At 61.1% G+C, this 23,775-nt stretch carries 22 protein-coding genes; 13 read left to right on the forward strand and 9 right to left on the reverse strand.

The annotated features are described in order from the left end of the window. Positions 1-116: 116 nt before the first annotated feature. From xylB to ACW9I6_RS17980, 3 genes are all read left to right on the forward strand, one after another. A complete protein-coding gene (xylB, locus tag ACW9I6_RS17970; RefSeq protein ID WP_457339613.1) occupies positions 117-1,598 on the forward strand; it encodes a xylulokinase in 1,482 nt (493 codons plus the stop codon). Positions 1,599-1,610: 12 nt separating this feature from the next. Further along, positions 1,611-2,549 carry a carbohydrate kinase family protein gene (locus ACW9I6_RS17975; RefSeq protein ID WP_457339614.1) on the forward strand — a complete coding sequence of 313 codons (939 nt, stop codon included), beginning with the start codon at positions 1,611-1,613 and terminating at the stop codon, positions 2,547-2,549. A gap of 157 nt (positions 2,550-2,706) precedes the next feature. Beyond that, positions 2,707-5,373, forward strand: a complete 2,667-nt coding sequence (locus ACW9I6_RS17980) for an autotransporter family protein (RefSeq protein WP_457339615.1) — start codon at positions 2,707-2,709, stop codon at positions 5,371-5,373. 2 nt (positions 5,374-5,375) lie between these two features. Here the strand turns inward: ACW9I6_RS17980 and aqpZ are convergent, their stop codons facing one another. Next, positions 5,376-6,068, reverse strand: coding sequence for an aquaporin Z (gene aqpZ / locus ACW9I6_RS17985; RefSeq protein WP_177042236.1), 693 nt, complete (start codon positions 6,066-6,068; stop codon positions 5,376-5,378). A 278-nt stretch (positions 6,069-6,346) separates the two neighbouring features. On the opposite strand from aqpZ, the gene ACW9I6_RS17990 reads away from it, so the two are divergent. After that, a complete protein-coding gene (locus ACW9I6_RS17990; protein ID WP_003215297.1) occupies positions 6,347-6,607 on the forward strand; it encodes a DUF2790 domain-containing protein in 261 nt (86 codons plus the stop codon). 162 nt (positions 6,608-6,769) lie between these two features. On the opposite strand, the gene ACW9I6_RS17995 is transcribed toward ACW9I6_RS17990, so the two are convergent. Next, positions 6,770-7,045: a DUF1652 domain-containing protein gene (locus ACW9I6_RS17995; protein ID WP_003215295.1), complete on the reverse strand. Its 276-nt coding sequence runs from the start codon at positions 7,043-7,045 to the stop codon at positions 6,770-6,772. A 505-nt stretch (positions 7,046-7,550) separates the two neighbouring features. Next, positions 7,551-8,570, reverse strand: coding sequence for a threonine ammonia-lyase, biosynthetic (ilvA, locus tag ACW9I6_RS18000; protein ID WP_457339616.1), 1,020 nt, complete (start codon positions 8,568-8,570; stop codon positions 7,551-7,553). Positions 8,571-8,828: 258 nt separating this feature from the next. On the opposite strand from ilvA, the gene ACW9I6_RS18005 reads away from it, so the two are divergent. Beyond that, positions 8,829-9,032, forward strand: a complete 204-nt coding sequence (locus ACW9I6_RS18005; RefSeq protein WP_003215288.1) for a ParD-like family protein — start codon at positions 8,829-8,831, stop codon at positions 9,030-9,032. Further along, positions 9,029-9,778, forward strand: a complete 750-nt coding sequence (map, locus tag ACW9I6_RS18010; protein ID WP_457339617.1) for a type I methionyl aminopeptidase — start codon at positions 9,029-9,031, stop codon at positions 9,776-9,778. Before ACW9I6_RS18005 ends, map begins: the two co-directional genes overlap by 4 nt. A 40-nt stretch (positions 9,779-9,818) precedes the next feature. Here map and ACW9I6_RS18015 read toward each other — a convergent pair whose 3' ends face one another. The 3 genes from ACW9I6_RS18015 to ACW9I6_RS18025 all read right to left on the reverse strand — a co-directional run bounded on the left by ACW9I6_RS18015 (position 9,819) and on the right by ACW9I6_RS18025 (position 14,346). After that, a complete protein-coding gene (locus ACW9I6_RS18015; RefSeq protein WP_457339618.1) occupies positions 9,819-11,720 on the reverse strand; it encodes an acyltransferase family protein in 1,902 nt (633 codons plus the stop codon). 91 nt (positions 11,721-11,811) lie between these two features. Next, complete coding sequence (locus ACW9I6_RS18020; protein WP_457339619.1) at positions 11,812-12,753, reverse strand: magnesium transporter CorA family protein; 942 nt, start codon at positions 12,751-12,753, stop codon at positions 11,812-11,814. A gap of 6 nt (positions 12,754-12,759) precedes the next feature. After that, positions 12,760-14,346 (reverse strand): RimK family protein, encoded by a 1,587-nt coding sequence (locus ACW9I6_RS18025; RefSeq protein WP_003215278.1) that lies wholly within the window; start codon positions 14,344-14,346, stop codon positions 12,760-12,762. Positions 14,347-14,440: 94 nt separating this feature from the next. On the opposite strand from ACW9I6_RS18025, the gene ACW9I6_RS18030 reads away from it, so the two are divergent. Then, the gene (locus ACW9I6_RS18030) at positions 14,441-15,541 is read left to right on the forward strand and encodes a GNAT family N-acetyltransferase/peptidase C39 family protein (RefSeq protein WP_003215276.1); all 1,101 of its coding nucleotides are present in this window, start codon (positions 14,441-14,443) and stop codon (positions 15,539-15,541) included. Here ACW9I6_RS18030 and sfnG read toward each other — a convergent pair. Beyond that, positions 15,525-16,616, reverse strand: coding sequence for a dimethylsulfone monooxygenase SfnG (gene sfnG / locus ACW9I6_RS18035; RefSeq protein WP_087692696.1), 1,092 nt, complete (start codon positions 16,614-16,616; stop codon positions 15,525-15,527). The two genes, ACW9I6_RS18030 and sfnG, sit on opposite strands and share 17 nt — an antisense overlap. 263 nt (positions 16,617-16,879) lie before the next feature. On the opposite strand from sfnG, the gene ACW9I6_RS18040 reads away from it, so the two are divergent. Then, positions 16,880-18,115, forward strand: a complete 1,236-nt coding sequence (locus ACW9I6_RS18040; protein ID WP_102369176.1) for an acyl-CoA dehydrogenase family protein — start codon at positions 16,880-16,882, stop codon at positions 18,113-18,115. On the opposite strand, the gene ACW9I6_RS18045 is transcribed toward ACW9I6_RS18040, so the two are convergent. Both ACW9I6_RS18045 and ACW9I6_RS18050 read right to left on the reverse strand, forming a co-directional pair. Continuing rightward, positions 18,112-18,897, reverse strand: a complete 786-nt coding sequence (locus ACW9I6_RS18045) for a sulfite exporter TauE/SafE family protein (RefSeq protein ID WP_008430805.1) — start codon at positions 18,895-18,897, stop codon at positions 18,112-18,114. The two genes, ACW9I6_RS18040 and ACW9I6_RS18045, sit on opposite strands and share 4 nt — an antisense overlap. An 82-nt stretch (positions 18,898-18,979) precedes the next feature. Further along, a complete protein-coding gene (locus ACW9I6_RS18050) occupies positions 18,980-19,759 on the reverse strand; it encodes a class I SAM-dependent methyltransferase (protein WP_457339620.1) in 780 nt (259 codons plus the stop codon). A gap of 137 nt (positions 19,760-19,896) precedes the next feature. Between ACW9I6_RS18050 and ACW9I6_RS18055 the strand changes: the two genes are divergently transcribed. The 5 genes from ACW9I6_RS18055 to ACW9I6_RS18075 all read left to right on the forward strand — a co-directional run bounded on the left by ACW9I6_RS18055 (position 19,897) and on the right by ACW9I6_RS18075 (position 23,706). Beyond that, complete coding sequence (locus ACW9I6_RS18055; RefSeq protein ID WP_003215266.1) at positions 19,897-20,418, forward strand: DUF3455 domain-containing protein; 522 nt, start codon at positions 19,897-19,899, stop codon at positions 20,416-20,418. Positions 20,419-20,488: 70 nt separating this feature from the next. Next, positions 20,489-21,016 carry a sigma-70 family RNA polymerase sigma factor gene (locus tag ACW9I6_RS18060; protein ID WP_457339621.1) on the forward strand — a complete coding sequence of 176 codons (528 nt, stop codon included), beginning with the start codon at positions 20,489-20,491 and terminating at the stop codon, positions 21,014-21,016. Further along, a complete protein-coding gene (locus ACW9I6_RS18065) occupies positions 21,013-21,696 on the forward strand; it encodes an anti-sigma factor (protein ID WP_457339622.1) in 684 nt (227 codons plus the stop codon). Before ACW9I6_RS18060 ends, ACW9I6_RS18065 begins: the two co-directional genes overlap by 4 nt. Before the next feature lie 114 nt (positions 21,697-21,810). Continuing rightward, on the forward strand, positions 21,811-23,064 hold the full coding sequence (locus ACW9I6_RS18070; RefSeq protein WP_003215260.1) for a chloride channel protein: 1,254 nt from the start codon (positions 21,811-21,813) through the stop codon (positions 23,062-23,064). 87 nt (positions 23,065-23,151) lie between these two features. Next, positions 23,152-23,706 (forward strand): UPF0149 family protein, encoded by a 555-nt coding sequence (locus tag ACW9I6_RS18075; protein WP_134326713.1) that lies wholly within the window; start codon positions 23,152-23,154, stop codon positions 23,704-23,706. Positions 23,707-23,775: the final 69 nt, after the last annotated feature.

The following is a 23,775-nucleotide window of genomic DNA, read 5'->3' on the forward strand; positions in this document are numbered from 1 at the left end:
GTGCTAGAGAAAGCGGGGGAAAAGCAAATATTAACAAAAAGAACACACCGTCTTCGCGAGCAAGCCCGCTCCCACATTGACCGAGTTCTCCATAACAATAGGCTGAGCGACCTACCATGACCCAGCAAAACCTCTACCTCGGCATCGACTGCGGCACCCAGGGCACCAAGGCCATCGTGCTGGACGCCAGCAGCGGCAAAGTCCTGGGCCTGGGCGCCGCCAGCCACACGCTGATCAGCGGTGCCAATGGCCGCCGCGAACAGCACACCCAGGAGTGGCTGGACGCGTTTACCGAAGCCACTCACCGCGCCTTGCAACAGGCCGGGGTGGACGGCCAGGACATCCTCGCCATCGGCGTTTCCGGCCAGCAACACGGCCTGGTATTGCTGGATGACCAAGGCCAGGTGCTGCGCCCCGCCAAGCTGTGGTGCGACACCGAAACCGCGCCGGAAAATGATCGCCTGCTGCAACACCTGGGCGGTGAAAGCGGCTCCCTGGAACGCCTCGGCGTGGCCATCGCGCCGGGCTACACCGTGTCCAAGCTGCTGTGGACCCGCGAACAGCACCCGGAGGTGTTCGCACGGATCGCGCATATCCTGCTGCCCCACGACTACCTCAACTACTGGCTCAACGGCCGCGCCTGCGCCGAATACGGCGATGCCTCCGGCACCGGTTATTTCAACGTGCGCACCCGTGAATGGGACCTGGCACTGTTGCGCCACATCGATCCCGACGGGCGCCTGGAAGCTGCGCTGCCCGAGTTGATCGAGGCCAACCAGCCAGTGGGCACCATCCTGCCAGCCATCGCCGAGCGCCTGGGCATCAACCCGAACGCCCGGGTGTCCAGCGGCGGCGGCGACAACATGATGGGCGCCATCGGCACCGGCAATATCGCCCCCGGCGTGATCACCATGAGCCTGGGCTCATCCGGCACCGTGTATGCCTTTGCCGATCAGGCCAACGTCAGCCCGCAGGCGTCGGTCGCGACCTTCTGCTCCTCCAGCGGCGGCTGGCTGCCGTTGATCTGCACCATGAACCTGACCAACGCCACTGGGGTCATCCGCGAGCTGTTCGACCTGGACCTGGCGGCGTTCAACGCGTTGGTGGCCGAGGCACCGATCGGAGCCGACGGCGTGAGCATGCTGCCGTTCCTCAACGGCGAGCGGGTGCCCGCCCTGCCCCACGCCACCGGCAGCCTGCACGGCCTGACCATGACCAACCTGACTCGCGCCAACCTGTGCCGCGCCGTGGTCGAAGGCACCACCTTCGGCCTGCGCTACGGCCTCGACCTGTTGCGCCAGACCGGCCTGCAAAGCCAGAGTATCCGCCTGATCGGCGGCGGCTCGAAAAGCCCGGTGTGGCGGCAGATGGTCGCGGATATCATGAACACCGAAGTGATCTGCACCGAACAAAGCGAAGCCGCGGCCCTGGGCGCGGCGATCCAGGCGGCGTGGTGCCAGTCCGGTGAAAGCCTGGCGCAGCTGTGCCAGCGTTGCGTCAGCGTCGACGCGGCCAGCCGCACGCTGCCCCACGCCGACAGCGTCAGCGCCTACCAGCAGGCTTATGAGCGTTATCAACAGCACGTGGCATCCCTTTAAGAGCGAACGAATATGTATTTGGTATGTGGCGAAGCGCTGTTTGATTTTTTCAGCGAGGACGATGCCAGCGGCAAGGCATCCAGGGTCAATTACAAGGCGATTGCCGGCGGCTCGCCGTTCAACGTCGCGGTAGGTTTGCGTCGACTGGGAATCGACGCGGGCTTTTTCGCCGGGATCTCCGACGACTATCTGGGCCGGCGCCTGTTGCAGGTGCTCAAGGACGAAGGCGTGGGCGAGGATTACCTCGTGGAATTCTCAGCGCCCACCACCCTGGCAATGGTCGCAGTGGGCGCCAACGGTTCACCGCAATACAGCTTTCGCGGTGAAGGCTGCGCTGACCGCCAGTTGCAACTTGAGCATCTGCCCGTGTTGGGTGACGAAGTGCGTGGCGTGCACATCGGCTCGTTCTCACTGGTGGTGCAGCCGATTGCCGACACCCTGCTGGCCCTGGTCCGCCGGGAAAGCGGCAAACGCCTGATCAGCCTCGACCCCAACGTACGCCTGAACCCCGAGCCGAACATCGAGCTATGGCGCGCCCGCGTGGCCGAGCTGGTCAAGCATGCCGACCTGATCAAGGTCAGTGACGAAGACCTGCACCTGCTCTACCCCGGCCAAACACCGGAAAGCGTCCTGCAGGGCTGGTTGCAGCACCGTTGCCAACTGGTGTTCCTGACCCGCGGCGGCGACGGCGCGACGGTGTTCAGCCGCCAGCACGGCAGCTGGTCGGCCCCGGCGGTCAAGGTGGTCATGGCGGACACGGTTGGGGCTGGCGATACCTTCCAGGCCGCGTTGATTGCCTGGCTGACCGAGCAGCGACTGGACTCGGTGGAGGGCCTGCAACAGCTGACCCGGGAGCAGATCAGCAGCATGCTCACCTTCGCTATCCGCGCCGCGGCACTCACCTGCAGCAAGACCGGTCCGGACCTGCCCTATCGTCGTCAGTTGGACTGACAAATACGCGGCAAAAAATCAATATGCCACTATGTAAGCCACGTATCACGTGGCTTACAGCCCTGCGGTTATCTGTCCGAAAATCCTGCATTGTGTAAAAAACTGTACTAGACCCAAGAAACATGTGCAGTTTTTATAACAAAAACAGGGCAGATCCATGCGCAATAAACGGACTTTTCAGCCTCGCGCCGTGTTGGCTGTCGGCATCCTCTCACTGCATTACCTGGCCCCCCAACAAGCCCTGGCGGCTTGCGTGCTCACCCCGGGTCCTGGCAACGATGCCTACACCTGCGACAGCGGGAGCAGTCCGACTGGGCTTACGGACCTTGCCGGCAATAACACCCTGACCCTGCCCGCAGGCGGCACGGGCACCATCAACGGCAATATCACTTTCGGCGCCGGCACTGATTTTGTCGACATGAACTCCGGGCGCATTGTCGGGAGTATCACCCAGGGCGACGGTGCCGATCGCTTCCAGATCAGCGCCGGCACCGTGACCGGTGCGGTTTCCCAGGGCAACGGCATCGATGATTTCGTGATGAGCGGCGGGCAGATCCAGTCCCTGGCCCAGGGCGATGGCCGCGACACGTTCCTGATGACCGGCGGCACCATCGTCGGCGCCTTCGAGGATGGCGACGTGGCCCGGCAAACCGCAGGCACCATCGGCCGGGTCGACATGAAGCTCGACAACAACATCTACGACATGTCCGGCGGGTCGATCCTCGGCAACCTGGTGACCGGTTTCGGCACGGATACCATCATCGTCTCCGGCGGCAGCATCGGCGGCAATATCAGCACCAGTGGCGGCAACGACAGCATTACCGTCAGTGGCGGCGTGATCAACGGCGAGATCCGCGCCAGTGTCGGCAACGACACACTCAACTGGCTGAATGGCGGCCAGATCAAGTCCGCGGTGCTGATGGGCGATGGCGACGACACCGCGCTGCTCAGCGGCCTCAACGAAAACCTGCTCGGCACGACGCCTTCGATTGACGGCGGCCTGGGCAACGACCAACTGACCTTCGACAACACCACTTCCAGCACCGCCGCCCGCTATATCGGCTGGGAAACGGTCAACCTCAACAACAACGCGCGTTTCGACCTGGCCGGCGACTTTTTCCTCGGCGACAGTGCCAGCAATACCGGCACCTTCAACATCGATGGCAGCAGCACCCTGGGCGTGACGCAAGGCAGTATCCGCCCCTACACCGCAGGCGCACTGGCCACCCTGAATAATGCCGGCACCATCGACATGACCAGCCGCAGCAACAGCGCCACCGATACGTTGACGGTGTACGGCAACTACGTCGGCAACAATGGGCAGCTTTGGTTGCAAACCGTGCTGGGCGACGAGAACTCGGCCACCGACAAACTGATTGTGTCTGACGGGACCATCAGCGGGCACACACAAATGACCGTGAGCAATCTCGGCGGCCTGGGCGGTCTCACGCAAAACAGCGGGATCGAAGTGGTGCAAGCCCTCAACGGCGCCACCAGCAGCACCGATGCGTTTGCCCTGAAAGGCTCGGTATCCGCCGGAGCTTATGAGTATCTGCTGTTCAAAGGGGGTGTCACCGCCGGCACGGAAAATAACTGGTACTTGCGTTCGTCGGTGGTCGCCGTGCAGCCACCGGTGGTGCCACCTGTCCCGCCGACGCCACCGGTGGTGGTGCCCGTGCCGCCGATCCCGCCAGTGCCGCCCGTGGTCGCGCCGGATGAACCGCCCGTGGAGCCACCGACCTCGCAACCCGTCGCCCCGGTGGAGCCCCCTGCTCCACCGCCCAGCCAGGTCGCGGCTGCCACCTCGCCGGAGTCGGCAGCGAGCAACCCGGTGTTGCCTGCCGCCATCGCCGGGGCCGAGCCGATCCCGTTGTATCGCCTGGAGGTGCCGGTGTACTCGGTGGTCGTCCCGGCCGCGCAGTTGATGACCCTGCAAGCCCTCGGCACCTTCCACGACCGCCAGGGCGAACAAAGCCTGCTCAGCGAGACCGGACCGGTTCCGGCGGGCTGGGGCCGTGCCTATGGCAGTGACTTCAACAAGAGCTGGTCGGGTACGGTATCGCCGAGCTTCGACGGTTCCATCAAGGGCTATCAAGTGGGCCATGACCTCTACGCCTCCGAGACCAGCGGCGGACAGCTCCAGCGTTTCGGCCTGTTCATCGGCCAAAGCCGCCTGCAAGGTGACATCAAGGGCTTTTCAATGGGCTTCCAGGACAACCGCTCCGGGCGGGTCAAGCTGGATGGCGATAACTTCGGCGCCTACTGGACCCTCACCGATCCCAAGGGCTGGTACGTTGACCTGGTGGCCATGGGCACGCGCTTCGACGGTGACAGCAAGTCCGACCGTGACGTGAAGATCGACAACAAGGGCCACGCCCTGGCCCTCTCGGCGGAAGCCGGCTACCCGATTACCGTCTCCGAACACTGGGTGGTGGAACCCCAGGTGCAGGTGATCAACCAGCAGATTGACATGGACCACCAGAATGACGGCATCTCCAAGGTTTCATTCGACTCCCAGGACTACTGGACCGGCCGCCTCGGTGCACGCCTGAAGGGGCGTTACCTGGTGCAGAACACCCCGATCGAACCGTATGTACGAGCCAACGCCTGGCGCACCTTCGGTGGCAGTGACACGGTGACCTACGACGACGTGGACCGGATTAAAACCGATCACAAGTCATCCACTGCCGACCTCGGTGTGGGCGTTGTCGCCAAGTTGTCGTCCACCGTCAGCGTGTACCTGGCGGCGGACTACAACACCCAACTGGACAGCAACACGCTGGAGGGTTTCAGCGGTAACGCCGGGGTACGCATGAGCTGGTAGGCTCACGCCTCCCGGGGGCAGGTAACCGCGCGGGCAACGATGGCGCCCACCACCGCACCCGCTATCGGTGCCGCCCAGAATAGCCACAACTGCATCAGGTATTCCCCGCCGGCAAACAATGCCGGCCCGGTGCTGCGCGCCGGGTTGACCGAGGTGTTGGTGACGGGGATGGCCACCAGGTGAATCAGCGTCAGGGTCAGGCCAATGGCAATCGGCGCAAACCCGACAGCCGCACCCGGGCCGGTGACACGCATGATGATGAACACAAAAAAGAACGTCGCCACCGCCTCGACCACCAACGCGGCCAGCAGGCTGTACTGCCCGGGGCTCAATTGGCCATAGCCGTTGGCGGCGAAAGCACCCACTTCAAACCCCGGACGGCCACTGGCGATCAGAGCCAACACGGCGGCGGCGACTATCGCACCGGCCACCTGGGCAATGATGTACGGCACCACGTCCCCCCCCGGCATCCGGCGCCCCACCCACAAACCGATGGTCACCGCCGGGTTGAAGTGCGCACCGGAAATACTGCCCACCGCGTAGGCCATGGTCAGCACCGTCAAGCCAAAGGCCAGGGCGACACCGGCAAAGCCGATCCCAAGCTCCGGAAACGCCGCGGCCAGTATCGCGCTGCCGCACCCGCCGAAGGTCAACCAGAACGTCCCAAGAAATTCTGCTGCGATTTTCTTTTGCAAACCAACTCCACCCAATGCCAACGCCATCCGATTGATGGACCCGGCGGCGACGTTAGCAAGCGGGGTTAACCGGCTCGTATCAGACTTTTCCGGTTAAAGCGCGCGAGATATCGACGGTGCTGAAGATGAAGCTTTTGTCAGTAAAGCCTCACTTAATCGATGGTTAATCCCCCGGGACGACAGTTGAATCGACCGCACTCGCACGGCTCCAGCCGTTGCCCAGGGCGGCCGCGGCTCATCACGTTGTTGAGCCTGCGAACGACTTGCGGAGAAACACCATGAAACTGCGTACGTTAATGCTCGGCGCTGCACTGGCCCTGACGGCTGTAACGGGGATGGCGCAGGCTGACACCGCACCCGTCATCACGCCTTACCACTACGGCGAGAAGATGGATGTGCAGAAGGTACTTGCCATGCACGAACCCGACACCAATGTCTGCAAAGTGATCAATGCCGATATCAAGTTCGTGGACAGCCAAGGGAAAGTCCAGGACGTGGGTTATCGCAAAATGTCCGAGGCGTGTGATTTCCAGAACTGATGTGATTGCAGCGCCGTTGCAGGGGTGAGCGAGCTCGCTCCTGCGGTCGCCAGGCGTTACCCTTGCCGGCCGCTTCACGGCCGAAAGGATCACGGAAACGGCGTTGGGCCTGGCATTTATCCAGGCCCGCAAGTCTTCACTGACTGAAGCTCAACCGTCCGTTTAATAGAAAGGACGTGCGCCGGCTCGTTTGAGGGCCGGGGCCTGGGTGTGGGTATGCTTGAGGTCTTCACGCAACTCGGTAATCAAGTTGCAGATCGCCCGACTGCTGTCGAGCTTGTTGGCGCAAATGCCGGTGACCACCAGGTCGACCCGGTCATGATCGATCTCGTGATAGACCTTGACCGTCAGCGAGGCGTCCGACGCCTTGGTGACTTCACAGCGCTTGGGCAGAAAACTTCCTTCAATGATGCCGCGTAGTTCCAGATCCGAAAGCATGGCCGACCTCTCCTTTTATGAGATTGCCAATCGATTGTTATCAATATTCTTATTGCTGGCGACCGTGATCAGACGTTCACCTTTTTGCGCCTTGCCAGCCCTGGCAGACGGCTTCACGTACCCAGCCTACTAGGCCGTTCAGAGTTGCGTTGGATCCTTTCCTCATAAGCGACAACGTTACTTATATAAGTTACGTGGCAGACCGCCATTAACCCGTTCGTTTGGGGGATCAGCAGCGGTATTTGTTGCTCATTCAGAGTTGTAACAGGATCTTATGAAGCATTAAACATGCCGTCGGGCATGGCCTGCCAAGGCCCAGGAAAATCGGCATATTCGAACAAAGTACCGGCCACCGACTCATGCATCCTGCAATAAGCACCGGTTGGCGTCATGCAAATTGAAAGACTGTAAAAACAAGCGCCTTCCCGAAACTATTTCCAGCGGAAATAAACACCCTCCAAACGGGTGGCTGCGACTAACATTAAATTTTCATTAGATTAAACGTTTAATCTGCTTGAGCCGCGATTCGTTCGGCAACATGTCGCAAACTATCAAAGTTAATATTGGCCCCCGAGTTGATCGCCACCCATGTTTGTCCCTGGATCCCGGTCTTCGCGACATGCTTGCGGATACCCGCCACCGCCAGCGCCCCCGAAGGTTCGGTAATTGATCGCGTATCGTCGTAGATCAGCTTGATGGCGCTGCACAGTTCGTCATTGCTGACGGTGATCACCTCATCCACGTGGTGTCGGCAGATTTCAAAACCATGGGCGCCTATCTGGGCCACGGCAGTCCCGTCGGCAAAGCTGTCGACGCTCGGCAGCACCACCCGGCTCCCTGCGCGCAAGGCTGCCAGCAGGCAACTGGAGCCTTCGGGCTCGACGCCGACGATGCGCACTTCGGGGCGCAGGTATTTGACGTAGGCCGCGATACCGGCGATCAACCCGCCGCCGCCCACGGGGACAAAGATCGCGTCCAGCGGGCCCTGCTGTTGGCGCAGCACTTCCATGCCCACGGTGCCCTGCCCGGCAATCACGTCCGGGTCGTCGAACGGCGAGACAAAGGTGCTGCCGGTGGCCTCGGCCAGTTGCAACGCGTGGGCCAGGGCAAACGGAAAGCTGGCCCCATGCAACACCGCCTCGCCGCCTCGGGAGCGCACGCCCAACACTTTCAACTCCGGGGTGCTGCACGGCATCACAATCGTCGCCTTGATCCCCAACTCCCGCGCCGCCAATGCCACGCCCTGGGCATGATTACCCGCAGAAGCAGTGATCACGCCCCGCGCCTTTTGCTCGGCACTGAGCTGCATCAGTTTGTTGTAGGCGCCTCGAATCTTGAAGGAAAAGGTCGGTTGCAGGTCTTCGCGCTTGAGCAGGATCTGATTGCCCAGCAATGCCGACAGCGCCGGCGCCACCTGCAACGGCGTACGCACCGCCAGGTCGTAGACCGGGGCGGCCAGGATCTTCTTCACATAGTGCTCAAGCAATCCCGAATCCTGGGGCTGGCTCGCGGGGCGGGTACTCATGGATGTCTCCTGGGTGTTTGCAGGGCCCTGGAGACGGAAAAACAAAACCCGCCTCTAGGGCGGGTTTGGGTACAGCCGAGCGCTATCCCGCCAAATGAGGAATGGCGGTAATAATGCTTGGCTGGCAACGAAAGGTTTGAAATGTCATGAATCAAAATTAACCGGCGCCACCGGGCAAGTCAATGGCGAAACGCCAGGCTTTACGTAGAGCATACGAAACGTATACGCTTTGTATATCAACTCGACACAGTGAAGCTCATGGGCATCGTCAAGATCACCGACCAATTGCACGAACAACTCCGTCTGGCCAGCGCCACCATGGACCGTTCCATCAACGCCCAGGCCGAGTTCTGGATCAAGATCGGCCTGCTCGCCGAACTCAATCCACACCTGGCCTATAACGACCTGATCAACAAACTGTTGCTGGACAAGCCCGACCTGATCCGGGGGCGCAGCGAATGATCAAGACCACCGAACAACTTGCCGTGATGCGCGAATCCGGTCGCCTGTTGGCCCAGGTGTTTACCATGCTCGACGGTTTTGTCGCCGCCGGCCAGTCGACCCTGGAGATCGACAGCGCGGTGGAAGCCTTCATCCGCAATGACCTGCAATCGCGACCGGCGAGCCTGGGCCAGTACGACTATCCCTTCTGCATCAATACCTCGATCAACGAGGTGGTGTGCCATGGCATGCCCAGCGCCAAGGCCGTGCTCAAGGACGGCGACATCGTCAACATCGACATCACCCTGGAGAAAGGCGGCTATATCGCCGACTCCAGCAAGATGTACATGATCGGCAATGTCTCGCCCAAGGCCCGGCGCCTGGTGGAAATGACCTTTGAAGCGATGTGGGCCGGCATCCGCCAGGTCAAGCCCGGCGCACGCCTGGGGGATATCGGCTACGCCATCCAGAACCATGCCCAGAGCAACGGCTACAGCGTGGTGCGTGAATATTGCGGGCATGGCATTGGCCGCGAGATGCACGAGGACCCGCAGATCCTGCACTTCGGCCGCCCCGGTACCGGGCTCGAACTGCGTGAAGGCATGGTGTTTACCATTGAGCCGATGCTCAACCAGGGCAGCGCCAAGGTGCGCAGCTTGAAGGATGGCTGGACGGTGGTGACGCGGGACAACAGCTTGTCGGCACAGTGGGAACATACCGTGGCGGTGACGCGGGATGGGTTTGAGGTGCTGACGTTGCAGCCCTGAATGCTGGAGCGAGATAACTCGCTCCAGCTACTGATAGCGCTTATATCGGGGTAATGACCTGCTTGAACAAGCCTTTGAGCTCCTCATTCCCGGAGTCCACCAAATGGTTGTCGTCGAAATACAATGGCACACCGCCCTTGGACCCCATGCAGCGCCCGTTCGGGCATAGGTAGGGCGTCGGATCAATGACTGTGGCATTGCACTGTTTCGCGGCAGCCTCGATCGCATGCACGGCAATGCGGTTTCGTTGCTCGTAAGCGCTCAAGGAAATCGAAATGTCCGATGTGCTCTGAAAGATTCGCTTATGCAGGTTCAAGCCTTTGTAGATACTGAAGGGCATTTCTGGAATAGGCTTGATGATATACACCGGATGGTTTTCAGCGATAGAACACACGGTCCTGGTGTATTCGGCGGTGTAGGTATCGACAAATGCCTGGCCGGCAAGATGCTCCTGGCCGGGGAAGTAAATACGATAGCTGTTGCCCCTGCTCGAATCCGAATACAGCGATGCACGACTGAACAGAACCACAGGGACACCGTGGTAAGACGTTTTGAGCCTGTTCATCTTGTCAGCGTTGAACCCATGGCATTGGCTGGCAAGTTCCTTATCGTGCATATCGAAGTGCTGCAGTGTCGGGCAACCACCGCGTGCCCAGGACAGTGAAGCCTGCGGGTTTTCAATCTGCACCGCTGCAGCGGTGGCTTGGGCATGGCTGTCGCCGAAGATGATGACAGACACCTCGCCTTTGCCCAGTTTGCACTCGGCTGCATCGTAGGGATTGGCAAAGCACTCCTGCTCATACAGCTTGCTGACGTAAGCCGGCTGGCCCAAATCGACATAGGCAAACCTGATGCCTGGGTGGTCCTTGACCACGGACGAAGTGATCGCTGAAACGCCCACCACCCCCACCACCAATGATGCATATTTGAAAATCGCACGGGGTGGCGTAGTGATTTTTCGTGTCCTTGACTCGACGAAGTAATACGACAGCGCGCCCAGCACGAACGACAGAACAATGCCGGCCGTCACGTGCGGCCAACTGCCCAGCAGCCCACAGGTGTAAAGAAGCACCACCAGCGGCCAGTGCCACAGGTACACGGAGTAGGAAAGCGTACCCGAGAACTGCAACGCCCTGTTGGTACTGAAGGCCGACTCGGTATTGGCAGCAATCACCAGCGCGGCACCGAGTACCGGCAACAGGGCCAGATACCCGGGCCACAGGTCTTGTTCCGAAAAACACAAAATACTGGCCAGGATCGCAGTGATCCCCATGCCTTCGAACATCAGGCTCGTTCGTTTGCCGATCTGCAGTGGAAACAGGAATACCAGCCCACCCGCAATCAGTTCCCAGGCACGGGTAGGCAACATATAGAAGGCAAAGACCGGATTGCTGTTGGTCACATACACCGACGCTGCCAGGGAAGCCAGCGCCAGTACCACGAGGGCGATCCTGGCTTTGTGTAGGCCCAGCATCTTGTGCAGTGCCATCAACAGCACCGGATAAATCATGTAGAACTGCCACTCGACCGACAGCGACCAGGTGTGCAACAGCCAGTTCTCATGCAGGGGCGCAGCGAAGTAATTGCCGCCCTTGGCAAACATAAAGTTGGAACTGAACAACAGGCTGCTTTTGATCGTTCTGATCAGCTCTCGGTAGTCATCCAAAGACAGGTAGACAAAACCGAAAACCAGTAGACCCACGCACAGCGCCACCAGCGCCGGAATAATGCGGCGGGCCCTTGAAGCATAAAAGCCCAGTAGCGAGAAACGCTGTTGTTGCAGACCGTTGAAAATAATTCCGGTCATGAGGAATCCGGAAATGACAAAGAAAATGTCTACTCCCGCATACCCGCCCTGGAACCCACCGACTTTGAAGTGGAAAAGCACCACGGCCAATACGGCGACTGCGCGCAAGGCATTTATATTTTTTCGGAATTGCATTTTACCTATCCATGGCTTGGATCTTTGCGGAGCGGCATTGTAGTGGCCATGGTGGCTTAATAAAATGAAAATGTAGCATTTCCGTTACACGCTAAACCGGTTTGTCTCCTCCTCCCGCAATCCGCTTCAACCCCAGCACCATCAACCCCGCCCCGAGTCCCATCGCGGCCATGAACAATGGGTACGAAATCCACCACGGCGTGCCCGCCGTCATCATGCTGAACTCCGACATCCCGCCCACGCTGGCGATCAGGTTCAACGGCAGGAACACCACGTTGATCAGCGTCAGCTTGCGCAGCAGGTTGTTCATGCTGTTGTTCATCAGGTTGCCCCGGGCGTCGATCAGCCCGGAGAACACGTTGGAGTAAATCTCCGCCTGCTTGTAGCACTGGTTGTTCTCGATAATCAGGTCATCGATCAGGCCCAGTGTTTCAGCGCTGAAATGTTCCTTTTCCCCATGGTTGCGCAGGCGCGTCAGCACCGCGCCGTTGCTGTGCAGGGCGTTGATGTAATAGATCAGGCTTTCGCTGAGGTTGAACATCTGCATCAGGTGGCGATTGCTCATCGATGCATTGAACTGCTGCTGCAGTTCCCGGGCGACCATCTTGATCACCTTGAGGTGGCCCAGGTAGTGATGGATGTTGTTGAGCAGCAAGTCCAGCAACACATCAAGCGGCGTGCGCAATGGCCGGCGCGCACCCAGCCCGGAGAGCTGGCTGTCGTCGGTGGCGATCACCAGGAGTTGTTCCCCGGAAAACAACAGGCCGCAGGACGATACTTCAAACACCAGGTTGCCGCCGCCGGAATAGTTCTCCGGGCGCTTCCAGATCAGGAACAGGTTATCGGGGTGGAACTCGATGCGCGACACTTCGTCCGGGTCCAGCGCCGAAGCCAGGGCGTGTTCATCGAGCTTGTAGCAGTCGCGCAGGTACTTGCGCTCGTGGGGGTCAGGATTGCTGAACAGCAAGACATCCCCGCCGTCCCCCAGGCTGTTGTACAACTTGCCATCGGTTAATTCAAAGCGCTGGATCATCGCGCGTCACCACACCTGGCCTTGACGCTTCAACTCCAGGCGTCGCACGAACTCTTCCAGTACCAGGGAATACAAGTCGTCTTGCAGGTAGGCATCTTCGATGCCGGCGTCCATGTTGGGGTTGTCGTTGACCTCGATCACCACCACCTTGTCGCCGGACTGCTTGAGGTCTACGCCGTACAGGCCGTCGCCGATCAGGTTGGCGGTTTTTACCGCCAGTTCCACCACCGCCTTGGGGGCTTCGTGAACCGCCAGGGTGCGGCACTCGCCGTTGATGTCCTGGCCGATGGCCTTGTGGTTGTAGATCTGCCAATGCCCCTTGGACATGAAGTACTGGCAGGCAAAGATCGGTTTGCGGTTGAGGACGCCGATGCGCCAGTCGTACTCGGTGTAGAAAAATTCCTGGGCCAGCAGCAACACGGAATGCTCGAACAGTTCGGCGGTGGCGGTCAGCAGCGCTTGCTGGCTTTCGACCTTGATCACGCCGCGGGAGAAACACCCGTCGGGGATCTTCAGCACCAGCGGGAAGCCGAGGCGCTCACCCACCCTTTCGAAATCTTCGGGTCGCTCCTTGTAGAGAATTTCGGTGGCGGGCATGCCCAGTTGATGGCTTTTCAGCAGGTCCGTGAGGTAGACCTTGTTGGTACAGCGCAGGATCGAGGCCGGGTCGTCCATCACCACCAGCCCTTCGCTTTCGGCCTTTTTCGCGAAGCGGTAGGTGTGGTTGTCGACACTGGTGGTCTCGCGGATCAGCAGGGCGTCGTATTCGGCCAGGCGGGCGTAGTCCTTGCGTTCGATCAGTTCCACGTCGATGCCGAGCCCCTTGCCGACCCGGACGAAATTTTCCAGGGCGCGGGCGTTGGACGGCGGCAGTTGTTCCTGCGGGTCGTGCAGGATCGCCAGGTCATAGCGGGCCAGACGGCGGGAGCGCGGTTGACGCCAGATCTTGCGGCTGAAGTTGTCCAGGGCATTCGCGAATTGGTCTTCCTGGTCATCACGCAACTTGTGCAATACGCCAGACTTGATGCCTTCGATGTGCCAGCCGTTATTCTTGCGAAACTCAACTAACAGGATCGGGCAGGGAAACGCTTCAAACAATTGGCGGGCCAGATCCTGCAAGGGTTCAATATTGGTCCGGCCAAAGTAAAGTGTCAGGGTAAAGCCTTCGGTGTTGCTGTAGAGATGATGACTCAAGGCTTTATCGAGGGTTTTATCGAGGTCATCCAGGGCCAGGCCGTACAGGGACTTTTTCGTCAGTTCGCTGATGGTGCGCACCGACGGAATCACCTTGTGCCCCCGCGCCTCGGCCAGCAGCGAGCAGTAGTAGCCGTGCCCCAGGTACTTGTAGCTGCGGCACAGGTTGATCACCTGCACGCGCTTGCCCGTCTCGTTTTCCCGGGTTTGCTCAAGGTATTCCTGGGCGGTGACGATGTCTTCGCTGGGAAAGTACGAGGCCCAGTCTTCCTTGCGCTCGACAATGATCACGACTTGACTTGCACTCTTGGGAGGGCTGGAAAAATAACCGTTGGAAGTTATTGTCGCCGCCACTGTTTGCTCGGATACTTCACGCCAATGACCTTGTACCGCTGACATATTGATTGATCCGCTTTAGAGAACTAGACCTTTTCTATTAAGCACGATCTTTTAGAGAAGTCCCGTTTCGTTACGCAACTTTTACGGCGGTCACATGGCTCTTTCCTTTCGCGTTGCAACACCCGATGACGTGCCTGCATTGGTGGCATTGGAACAGCACTGTTTCACCACGGACCGGCTCTCCACGCGCAGCTTCCAGTGGATGGTCAGTCGCGCCCACGGGCAACTGCTGGTGGCAGAAAAACACGGCGAATTGCTGGGCTACGCCCTGGTGTTGTTCCATCGTGGCACCTCCCTGGCGCGCCTGTACTCCATCGCCATCGCCGAGTCTTCCCGGGGCCTGGGCCTGGGCAAGCAACTGCTGACGCGCATCGAAGCCTGTGCGGTGGAGCATGACTGCGCCTACCTGCGCCTGGAAGTGCGTACCGACAACCCCGGCGCCATCGCCCTGTATGAGCGCAACGGCTACCGGCGCTTTGCCCTGGTCAACGACTACTACGAAGACCACGCCCCTGCCCTGCGCCTGGAGAAGCGCATCCTCCAGCACCAGGACGCGCGCGCCTTGAGCGTGCCCTACTACCAGCAAACCACCGACTTCACCTGCGGCGCCGCCAGCCTGCTGATGGCCATGGGTGCCCTGGAACCTGCGCGGGTGGCCCAGCGCCGGGAAGAACTGCAGATCTGGCGCGAGGCAACCACCGTGTTCATGACCGCCGGCCATGGCGGCTGCAGCCCCCAGGGTTTGGCGCTGGCCGCCTGGCGCCGGGGCTTTCGCGTGCGCATGCAGGTCAATGTCAGCGGGCCGTTGTTTCTCGACGGGGTACGTGATCAGCATAAAAAAGACGTCATGCGTTTGGTGCATGACGCCTTCGAGGAAGAGTTGGCCTTGAGCGACGTTGAGCAAGTGCTCGGCGGCCCGCTGGATTTACCCCAGGTGCTGCGCGAAGGCGGCCAGCCGCTGGTGTTGATCAGCAGCTACCGCCTGACCCGCTCCAAGTCGCCCCACTGGGTAATCGTCACCGACTGCGACGAAGACTTCGTGTACCTGCACGACCCGGACGTGGATCACAGCCAGCACCGCCAGCCCATGGACTGCCAGCATCTGCCGGTCAGCCATGGGGAGTTCGAGCGAATGTGCCGGTTCGGCAATAACAAATTGCGGGCAGCGGTGGTGGTGTTCAGGCGACTTGCTTGATCCCGGCCTTGGCTTCCAGTTCGCGCACCAGCGGTAATACACGCTTGCCGAAGTATTCCACTTCTTCCTGAAAGTGCAGGAAGCCGGCCAGTACCAGGTCCACGCCGACCGCCTTCAAGGCGACGATGCGCTCGGCAATCTGCTGCGGGGTGCCGATCAGGTTGGTCTTGAAGCCGTCGTTGTATTGCACCAGATCCTCGAAGGTCGACTTGGCCCAGTTGCCCTCACCTTCCGGTGACGCCTTGCCCGCCTGTTTCGCCGCATCGCCAAACGCGTTGACGGCTTCCGGGTCGGCCTGCTCGATGATTTGCGCGAGCACGGCGCGGGCTTCTTCCTCGGTGTCGCGAGCGATCACAAACGCATTCACACCGACTTTCACCGAATGGTTATTGGCCGCCGCCTTGGCGCGAATGTCATCGACCTGGGCCTTGATGCCTTCCGGGGTATTGCCGTTGGTGAAGTACCAGTCCGATACCCGTGCCGCCATGTCCCGCGCGGCCCGCGAACTGCCACCCTGGAAGATTTCCGGGTGGGGCTCGCCCAGGGGCTTGGGCTTGAGGCTGTAGTTGTCGAAGCGGTAGAAATCACCCCGGAAGGTGAAGTTGTCCTGGGTCCAGATGCCTTTCAGGGCGCGGATGAATTCCTCGGAGCGGCGATAACGCTCGTCGTGCTCCAGCCAGTGTTCGCCGATGGCCTGGAATTCACCCTTGAACCAGCCGCTGACGATATTGACGGCAACGCGGCCGTTGGTGAGTTGGTCGATGGTTGCCAGTTGCTTGGCCGCCAGCGCAGGTTGCCAGGGGCCCGGCAGGATTGCCGCGATCACCTTGAGCTTGGTGGTGGCCGCCAGCAACGCATGGCTGAACGCGACCGACTCATGCTGGTATTCGGCGCCATAACCGGCGGTGAAACGAATCTGTGTCAGGGCGTATTCAAAGCCGGCTTCTTCAGCCAACTGCGCCAGCTTGCGGTTGTAGTCGATGCCCCAGTGGGTGCGCTGTTCGATCTTGCTGACCACCAGCCCTCCGCTGACGTTGGGCACCCAGTAGGCAAATTTGACGGCTTGCTGACTCATTGGACTGTACCTCGCGGATTGGCATGTACGAGGTGTGGAGCAGCAACTGTGCCAGTGGGCGTGAGAGGCCCGCACTACCGGCCTTCGAGCGCGGAAACAGGCGAAAAGCAGCCTGTTCCGAGCTGTCATGGATTGCAGCGGTTTGTCGTTTTGCTGTTGCAGGAACAACAGTTGAATCGTCACCCGTCCCGTAAATACGTGCCTTCGCGCCCGGCATGGACCGTGCAATAGCTCACCTATCTCACTGCCCAGGAACCGTCCCCATGACCGAACATCACGTGATCAATCCACTGTCCACCGGCGTCGATTATCACGCCTTGGCCGAACGCTTCCGGCCGATTTTCCAGCGCATCGCCGAGGGTGCCGTAGAGCGCGAACAAACCCGCGCCCTGCCCTACGAGCCGATCCAATGGCTCAAGCAAGCCGGCTTTGGCGCCGTGCGCGTCCCGGTGGAATACGGCGGTGGCGGCGCCTCCCTGCCCCAGCTATTTGAACTGCTGATCGAACTGGCCGAAGCCGACTCCAACGTGCCCCAGGCCCTGCGCGGGCACTTCGCGTTTGCCGAAGACCGCCTGAATGCCGCACCCGGCGCGGCCCGAGACCTCTGGTTCAAACGCTTTGTCGACGGTGACATCGTGGGCTGCGCCTGGACCGAAATCGGCAGCGTGGCCATCGGCGATGTCGTCACTAAAGTCAGCCCCGACGGCGACAAATGGAAACTCAACGGTGAAAAGTTCTACAGCACCGGCAGCCTGTTTTCCGACTGGATCGACGTCTACGCCCAACGCAGCGACACCGGCGGCGATGTGATTGCCGCCACCCGCACCCGCCAGCCCGGCGTGGCGCAAAGCGATGACTGGGACGGCTTTGGCCAACGTACCACCGGCAGCGGCACCTCGCGTTTTACCGATGCGGTGGTGGAGGCGGAAAACGTCATCGACTTTGCCACGCGCTTCAAATATCAGACTGCGTTCTATCAGTTGGTGCTGCTCGCCACCCTCGCCGGCATCGGCCGCGCGGCCCTCAAGGATGTGGCGCATCAGGTGCGCAGCCGCAAACGGATCTACAGCCATGGCAATGCCGCCCATGTGAGCCAGGACTCGCAGATTCAGCAGGTGGTGGGTGAAGTTGCAGCACTGGTATACGCCGCCGAAGCCAGCGCATTGAAAGCCGCAGTTCCAGCGCAGCGGGCTTATGTGGCGCGGTTCGGTGGGGATGATGCCGTGGAGCACGAAGCCAATGTGGCCGCCGAAATCGAATCAGCCACGGCGCAGGTGGTAGTCTCGGAACTGATCCAGCGCGCCACCACTGAACTGTTCAACGCACTGGGGGCTTCGGATGTGCGCCAGGGCAAAGCTCTCGACCGGCACTGGCGCAACGCCCGCACCGTGTCGTCCCACAACCCGGTGATCTACAAGGCGCGGATTGTCGGCGACTGGGTGATCAACCGCACCGAGCCGCCGTTTGTGTGGCAGATCGGCAATGGGCCGGCGCGTTAAAACGCCAGCTTGAAGCCGATCATCACCAGCATGAACGCCAGGCAAGGACGCAATATCCCGTCCGGGACCTTGCCGGCCATGTGGCTGCCGACATAAATCCCCGGCAGCGAGCCCAGCAACAGGAAGCCCAGCAGGGTCCAGTCCATGTTGCCCATGCTGGCGTGGCCGAGGCCGGCGACCAGGGTCAGCGGCACGGCGTGGGCGATTTCGGTACCCACCAGGCGCTTGGTGGCCAGGAACGGGTACAGGATAAACAGCGCCACCGTGCCCAGGGCACCGGCGCCGATGGAGGTCAGGGCCACCATGGTACCGAGGACAGCGCCGGTGATGATGGTCAGCGCATTGAGGTTGCGCGGCGCCATCTTGTAGTCGTCGCCGGCATGCCGCTGGGCAAAGGCCAACAGCTTGTTCTTGAACAGGATCGCCGTGGCCGTCAGCAGCAAGACCACGCCCAGGGACTGCTTGATCACCGCGTTCAAGGCGGCGGGGTCGGTGTCCAGGCTCTTGAGAAACCACAAGGTCAGCAACACGGCGGGCACGCTGCCCAGGGTCAGCCAGCCGGTGATGGTCCAGTCGATGTTGCGATTCTTGCTGTGAACCAGCACCCCGCCGGACTTGGTGATGGCGGCGTACAACAGGTCGGTGCCCACGGCGGTGGCCGGGTTGATGCCGAACCAGAGCAGGATCGGCGTCATCAACGAGCCCCCGCCTACACCGGTCATTCCCACGATAAATCCAACAATCAGGCCAGCAATCGAGAAACCAAAATTACCTACATCCATTACCACTACCTGCGGCCTTATAAAATTCTGGCCGCAGCATAGCGATTTTTCTTATAACTACTTATATCAAAACGATCTGACTTTATGCCTTTCTGGTCAGCCGCTGGCTGCGATAAGCCTGGGTCTGGTACGGAAACGCAACCGTCTCACGGCCGCGCAAGGCCGGATGCGTGTTGATCAGCGACTGCAACTGCTCAGTCACCTGCGCCTTTTCTGGCGGTGGCAATGCGGCGATAAAGCTCACGGAAAGGAAGCGGTCCATGATCACTTCCTGGGGGCTGCCGACATGGCTGTAGGGGAAGCAGGTCATTTCGGGGGCGGAAAAATACTCGCCGGTAAAGGCCTCGCGCCAACGTCCGGTATGAAAGCGCGGTGTGTCGCCCTCGTAGGGCGTGATGATTTCGGTGATGGCCGCGACCCAGTCCACCGACTCATCCCGCACATTCCAGATCAACCCCAGGCGACCGTCCGGCTTGAGCACCCGGTGAATTTCCGCCAGGGCCGCTTCCGTGGAAAACCAATGGAACGCCTGGGCACACACCAGGGCATCAGCGGTGGCCGCCTCCAGGGGGATGGCTTCAGCGGTGCCCGACAGCAGGCGCACCTGGGGCAGCAGTTTGTGCAACTGCGCGCCCATTGCCTCCACCGGCTCCACTGCGATCAACGTCGGCGCCACGGTGCTGAGCAAGCGGGTGAACTTGCCGGTGCCGGCGCCCAGGTCGATGACCGTGGAGTGGGGATTGATCTGCAGGGCGTCGGTGAGCCAACCCGTGAGTTGCCGTGGATAGTCCGGCCGGCCTTGGGCGTACGTGACGGCCTGAGTAGAGAAACCCTGTTGAGCAGACTTGTGAACACCGGTCATCGTCAATCTCTCCTCTGGTAGTGCGGGGGCCCACAGTGTGCGCCCTTGAAGATTTATTTTCTAATCGCTGCATCCGTTTACGCGTGCCGTGGGTAGTACAGGTAGCAGCGCCTTGCTGCCCTTATGGAGAGACACCGATGAACGCCAAAGCCCTGTTCTGCGTGACCTGCCTGTTCGCCGCTGCACCGACTGCCTTTGCCCAGACCGGTTTACCCGACAGCATCAAGGTGCCGGACGGCCACAAGGTGACCATGGAAACCACCGGAGTCGGCGAAATCACCTACGAATGCCGGGACAAGGCCAATGCTGCCGGCCAGACCGAATGGTTTTTCGTCGGGCCCAAGGCGGTGCTCAATGACCGCAGCGGCCAGCAGGTCGGTAGCTACTTCGGCCCGCCGGCCACCTGGCAGGCCAAGGACGGTTCGAAAGTCACCGGCACCCAGTTGGCCGTGGCGCCGTCCAGCCCTGGCAACCTGCCTTATCAACTGGTCAAGGCCAACCCCGCCGAAGGCAAGGGCGCGATGAGTGGCGTCGCGTATATCCAGCGGGTGGCCCTCAAGGGCGGCGTGGCGCCAGGCACGGAATGCACGGCGGCCAACAAGGGCAAGCAGGAAGTGGTCAAGTACCAGGCCGACTACATCTTCTGGGCGGCCAACTGACCAGATTCGTCTACGCTGCTGCCAAAGCGCCCCGGGCTCACCGCCGGGGCCTCCACCTGGAAACCTGTCTTTGCCTGAAGCCGATTTTGACTATCAAGCCTGCCTGCTGGCCTGCGCCCGTGGCGAACAACCGGCCTTGCGCCGGCTGTATCAACAGGAAAGCAGCCGGCTGCTGGGGGTCGCGTTGCGCATCGTGCGTGACAAGGCGGTGGCCGAAGATATCGTGCATGACGCCTTCATCAAGATCTGGAACGGCGCGGCCAGTTTTGACCCGCACAGAGGCTCGGCCCGCGGCTGGGTATACAGCGTGACCCGGCACCTGGCGCTAAATGTCGTGCGCAGCAATGGACGCGAGGTGCCCCTCGGCGAAGAGCATGAAAGCGCAGAGCGCGCTGACACCTTCGACTATCAGGCGCACTCGGGGAGGATCTACAGCTGCCTCGAACAACTCGACCCGGCCCGCCGCAACTGCATCCTGCATGCGTATGTAGACGGTTATTCCCACAGCGAAATCGCGCACAAACTCGGCACCCCGCTGGGTACCGTGAAAGCGTGGATCAAACGCAGCCTCGCGGCATTGCGTGAGTGCATGGCATGAACAGCATCGACGAACTGGCCAGCGAATATGTGCTGGGCACCTTGCCCACCGAGCAACGCACCGAGGTGGAACAGCGCCTGGCCACCGATGCCGACTTGCGTGCGGCAGTGGACGCCTGGGAACAGCGCCTGCTGCCACTGACTGGACAGGCAGCCCCGGCAACGCCTTCGGTGTATTTATGGCGACGCATCGAGCGCAGCCTGGGGCATTCAGCCACCCGGAACTCGCCGGTCTCATGGTGGAACAGGCTGGCGTTGTGGCGCGGACTGGCCGGCGCCGGCATCGCGGCGAGCCTGGTATTGGCCACACTGCTGTTGACCCGTACGGCCGCCATCAACCCGACCGCTTATGTGGTGGTGCTGGTAGCCCCGCAAAACCAGGCGCCGGGCTGGGTGATCCAGGCGAGCAATACCCAGGAAATCCAGCTGATTCCCCTGGGCATCATGGAAGTACCGGCAGACAAGACGCTGCAGTTCTGGACCAAGGGCGAAGACTGGCAAGGCCCGGTGTCGCTGGGCTTGGTCAAGCCTGGACAGACGTTATCTGTGCCCCTCGACAAACTCCCGCCACTGGCGCCGAACCAGCTGTTTGAACTGACCCTGGAAAATCCCGGCGGGTCGAAAACCGGCAAGCCGACAGGTCCGATTCAGGCAATTGGCCGGGCCGTTAAAGTAATCTGAACGTAATGCAATGTTGTGGAAGGCCAGTTCGCGCATGTGCATTACATCTCGGGGCTATGGCGTCACCATTGCGCTATAGAATCGGGCTCGGAAACCCGGCTCCCTGGACCCTTCATGCCCTCAAAAACCCGTTCGCTGCTGATTCTCGCACTTGTCGTCATCTTCACCGGCATCGGCGCCGGCCTGGGCGGCATGCTCCTCGCCTTGCTGCTGCACGGCATCCAGCATCTGGCCTACGGCTACAGCCTCGACAGCCTGATCAGCCATGAAACCTTTTTGCTCGGTGTCACCGCCGCCGCGCCCGAACGCCGGGTGCTGGTGCTGATCACCTGTGGCCTGGTGGCCGGTGTGGGTTGGTGGTTGATCTACCGCTATGGCCGCCCGCTGGTTAGCATCAAGCAAGCGGTCTCCGCCCAGGCACCGATCATGCCGCCCAAGACCACCCTCGCCCACGCCGTGCTGCAAATCATCACTGTGGCCCTCGGCTCGCCATTGGGCCGTGAAGTGGCGCCACGGGAAGTCGGCGCGCTGGCCGCCACCTGGTTGTCACAGCGGGCGCGACTGGCGCCGGACATGCACCGGCTGATCGTCGCCTGCGGTGCGGGCGCCGGGCTGGCGGCGGTGTACAACGTGCCGTTGGGCGGCGCGGTGTTTGTGCTCGAAGTGTTGGTGGGTGTGTTCAGTTGGCCGGCGGCAGTGATTGCGTTGGCCACCTCGGCCATCGGCGCGTCGGTGGCCTGGATTGGCTTGGGCGCAGAGGCGCAATACGTAGTGCCGCACTTTGTGCTCAGCCCTGGCTTGATCGCCTGGGCGCTGGCCTGCGGGCCGGTGTTTGGCCTGGCCGCCTACGGATTCACCCGGCTGACCGGCGCGGCCCGCAGCAACGCCGCCCGTGGCTGGCGGTTGCCGGTACTGTCGTTGATCAACTTCACGATCATCGGGGGCCTGGCGATTTTCCTGCCGCAGATCCTCGGCAACGGCAAAGGCCCGGCGCAACTGGGCTTTGACAATGAGCTGACCATCGGCCTTGCCGCGGTGCTGCTGGTGGTCAAGGTACTGATCACCGCCAGCAGCCTGCGCGCCGGTGCCGAAGGCGGTTTGCTGACCCCGGCGCTGGCCAACGGCGCCCTGCTCGCCATCATCCTCGGCGGCGCCTGGAGCCTGCTGTGGCCCGGCGTGCCGCTGGGGGCGTTCGCGATCATCGGTGCGGCGGCGTTCCTGGCATCGAGCATGAGCATGCCGTTGACGGCAATCGTGCTGGTGGCGGAATTCACCCGCATCGACCATGACTTCCTGGTGCCGATCATTCTCGCGGTGGCAGGTTCGATGTGCATGAGCAAGCTGTGCGTCCTGTGGGAAAAGCGTTGAAGAAGCTGGATTAAAACCCCGACACGCGCCATCCTCCGCGCTTTAAGCCGCCCCATCAGCGGCGTTCCACGCACAAAGGATATGCCCATGCACGACCACCCCCTCGCCCCCGCCGATTTCGAGTTCATCGACGACACCCTGCTCAAGTACGGCGACGACCACTCGGTGCTGAACCTGGCCGAGCTCGACGGTTACTTCACCGCCCTGGTTTCAAGCCCCGCGCAGGTGGAGGTTGCCGAATGGTTTCCCGGTATCTTTGGTGGGCAGAACCCGGATTGGGAAAGCCCGGAAGAAGCCGGGCAGTTCCTTGAACTGTGCGTGCGCCATATGAACGCCATTGCCACGCAACTGGCGACCGACGCCCAGGGTTTCAAGGCACGTTTCGAGGAAACCGAGCATCAGGACCAGCCACTGACCCTGGCGGAAGAATGGTGCTTTGGTTATATCCGTGGCGCCGCTATCGGCAACTGGCCAGAGCTGCCTGCCGAACAGGCCGGGCAACTGGAAAAGATTTCCTGGTGCGCCGAGCAGGACAACTTTGAACTGCCGGCAGACCTGGATGTAAATGCCCATCAGCAACGGGTAGCCGCTATCGAACCGGCCGCCCGTGCGTTGCACGACTACTGGTTGGCCCAGCGCTGAACGCAACACCTGTGGCGAGGGAGCTTGCTCCCGCTGGGGTGCGAAGCGCCCCCGATTTTTAGGGCTGCT

It is taken from the genome of Pseudomonas sp. SDO5522_S412 (genome assembly GCF_054071215.1).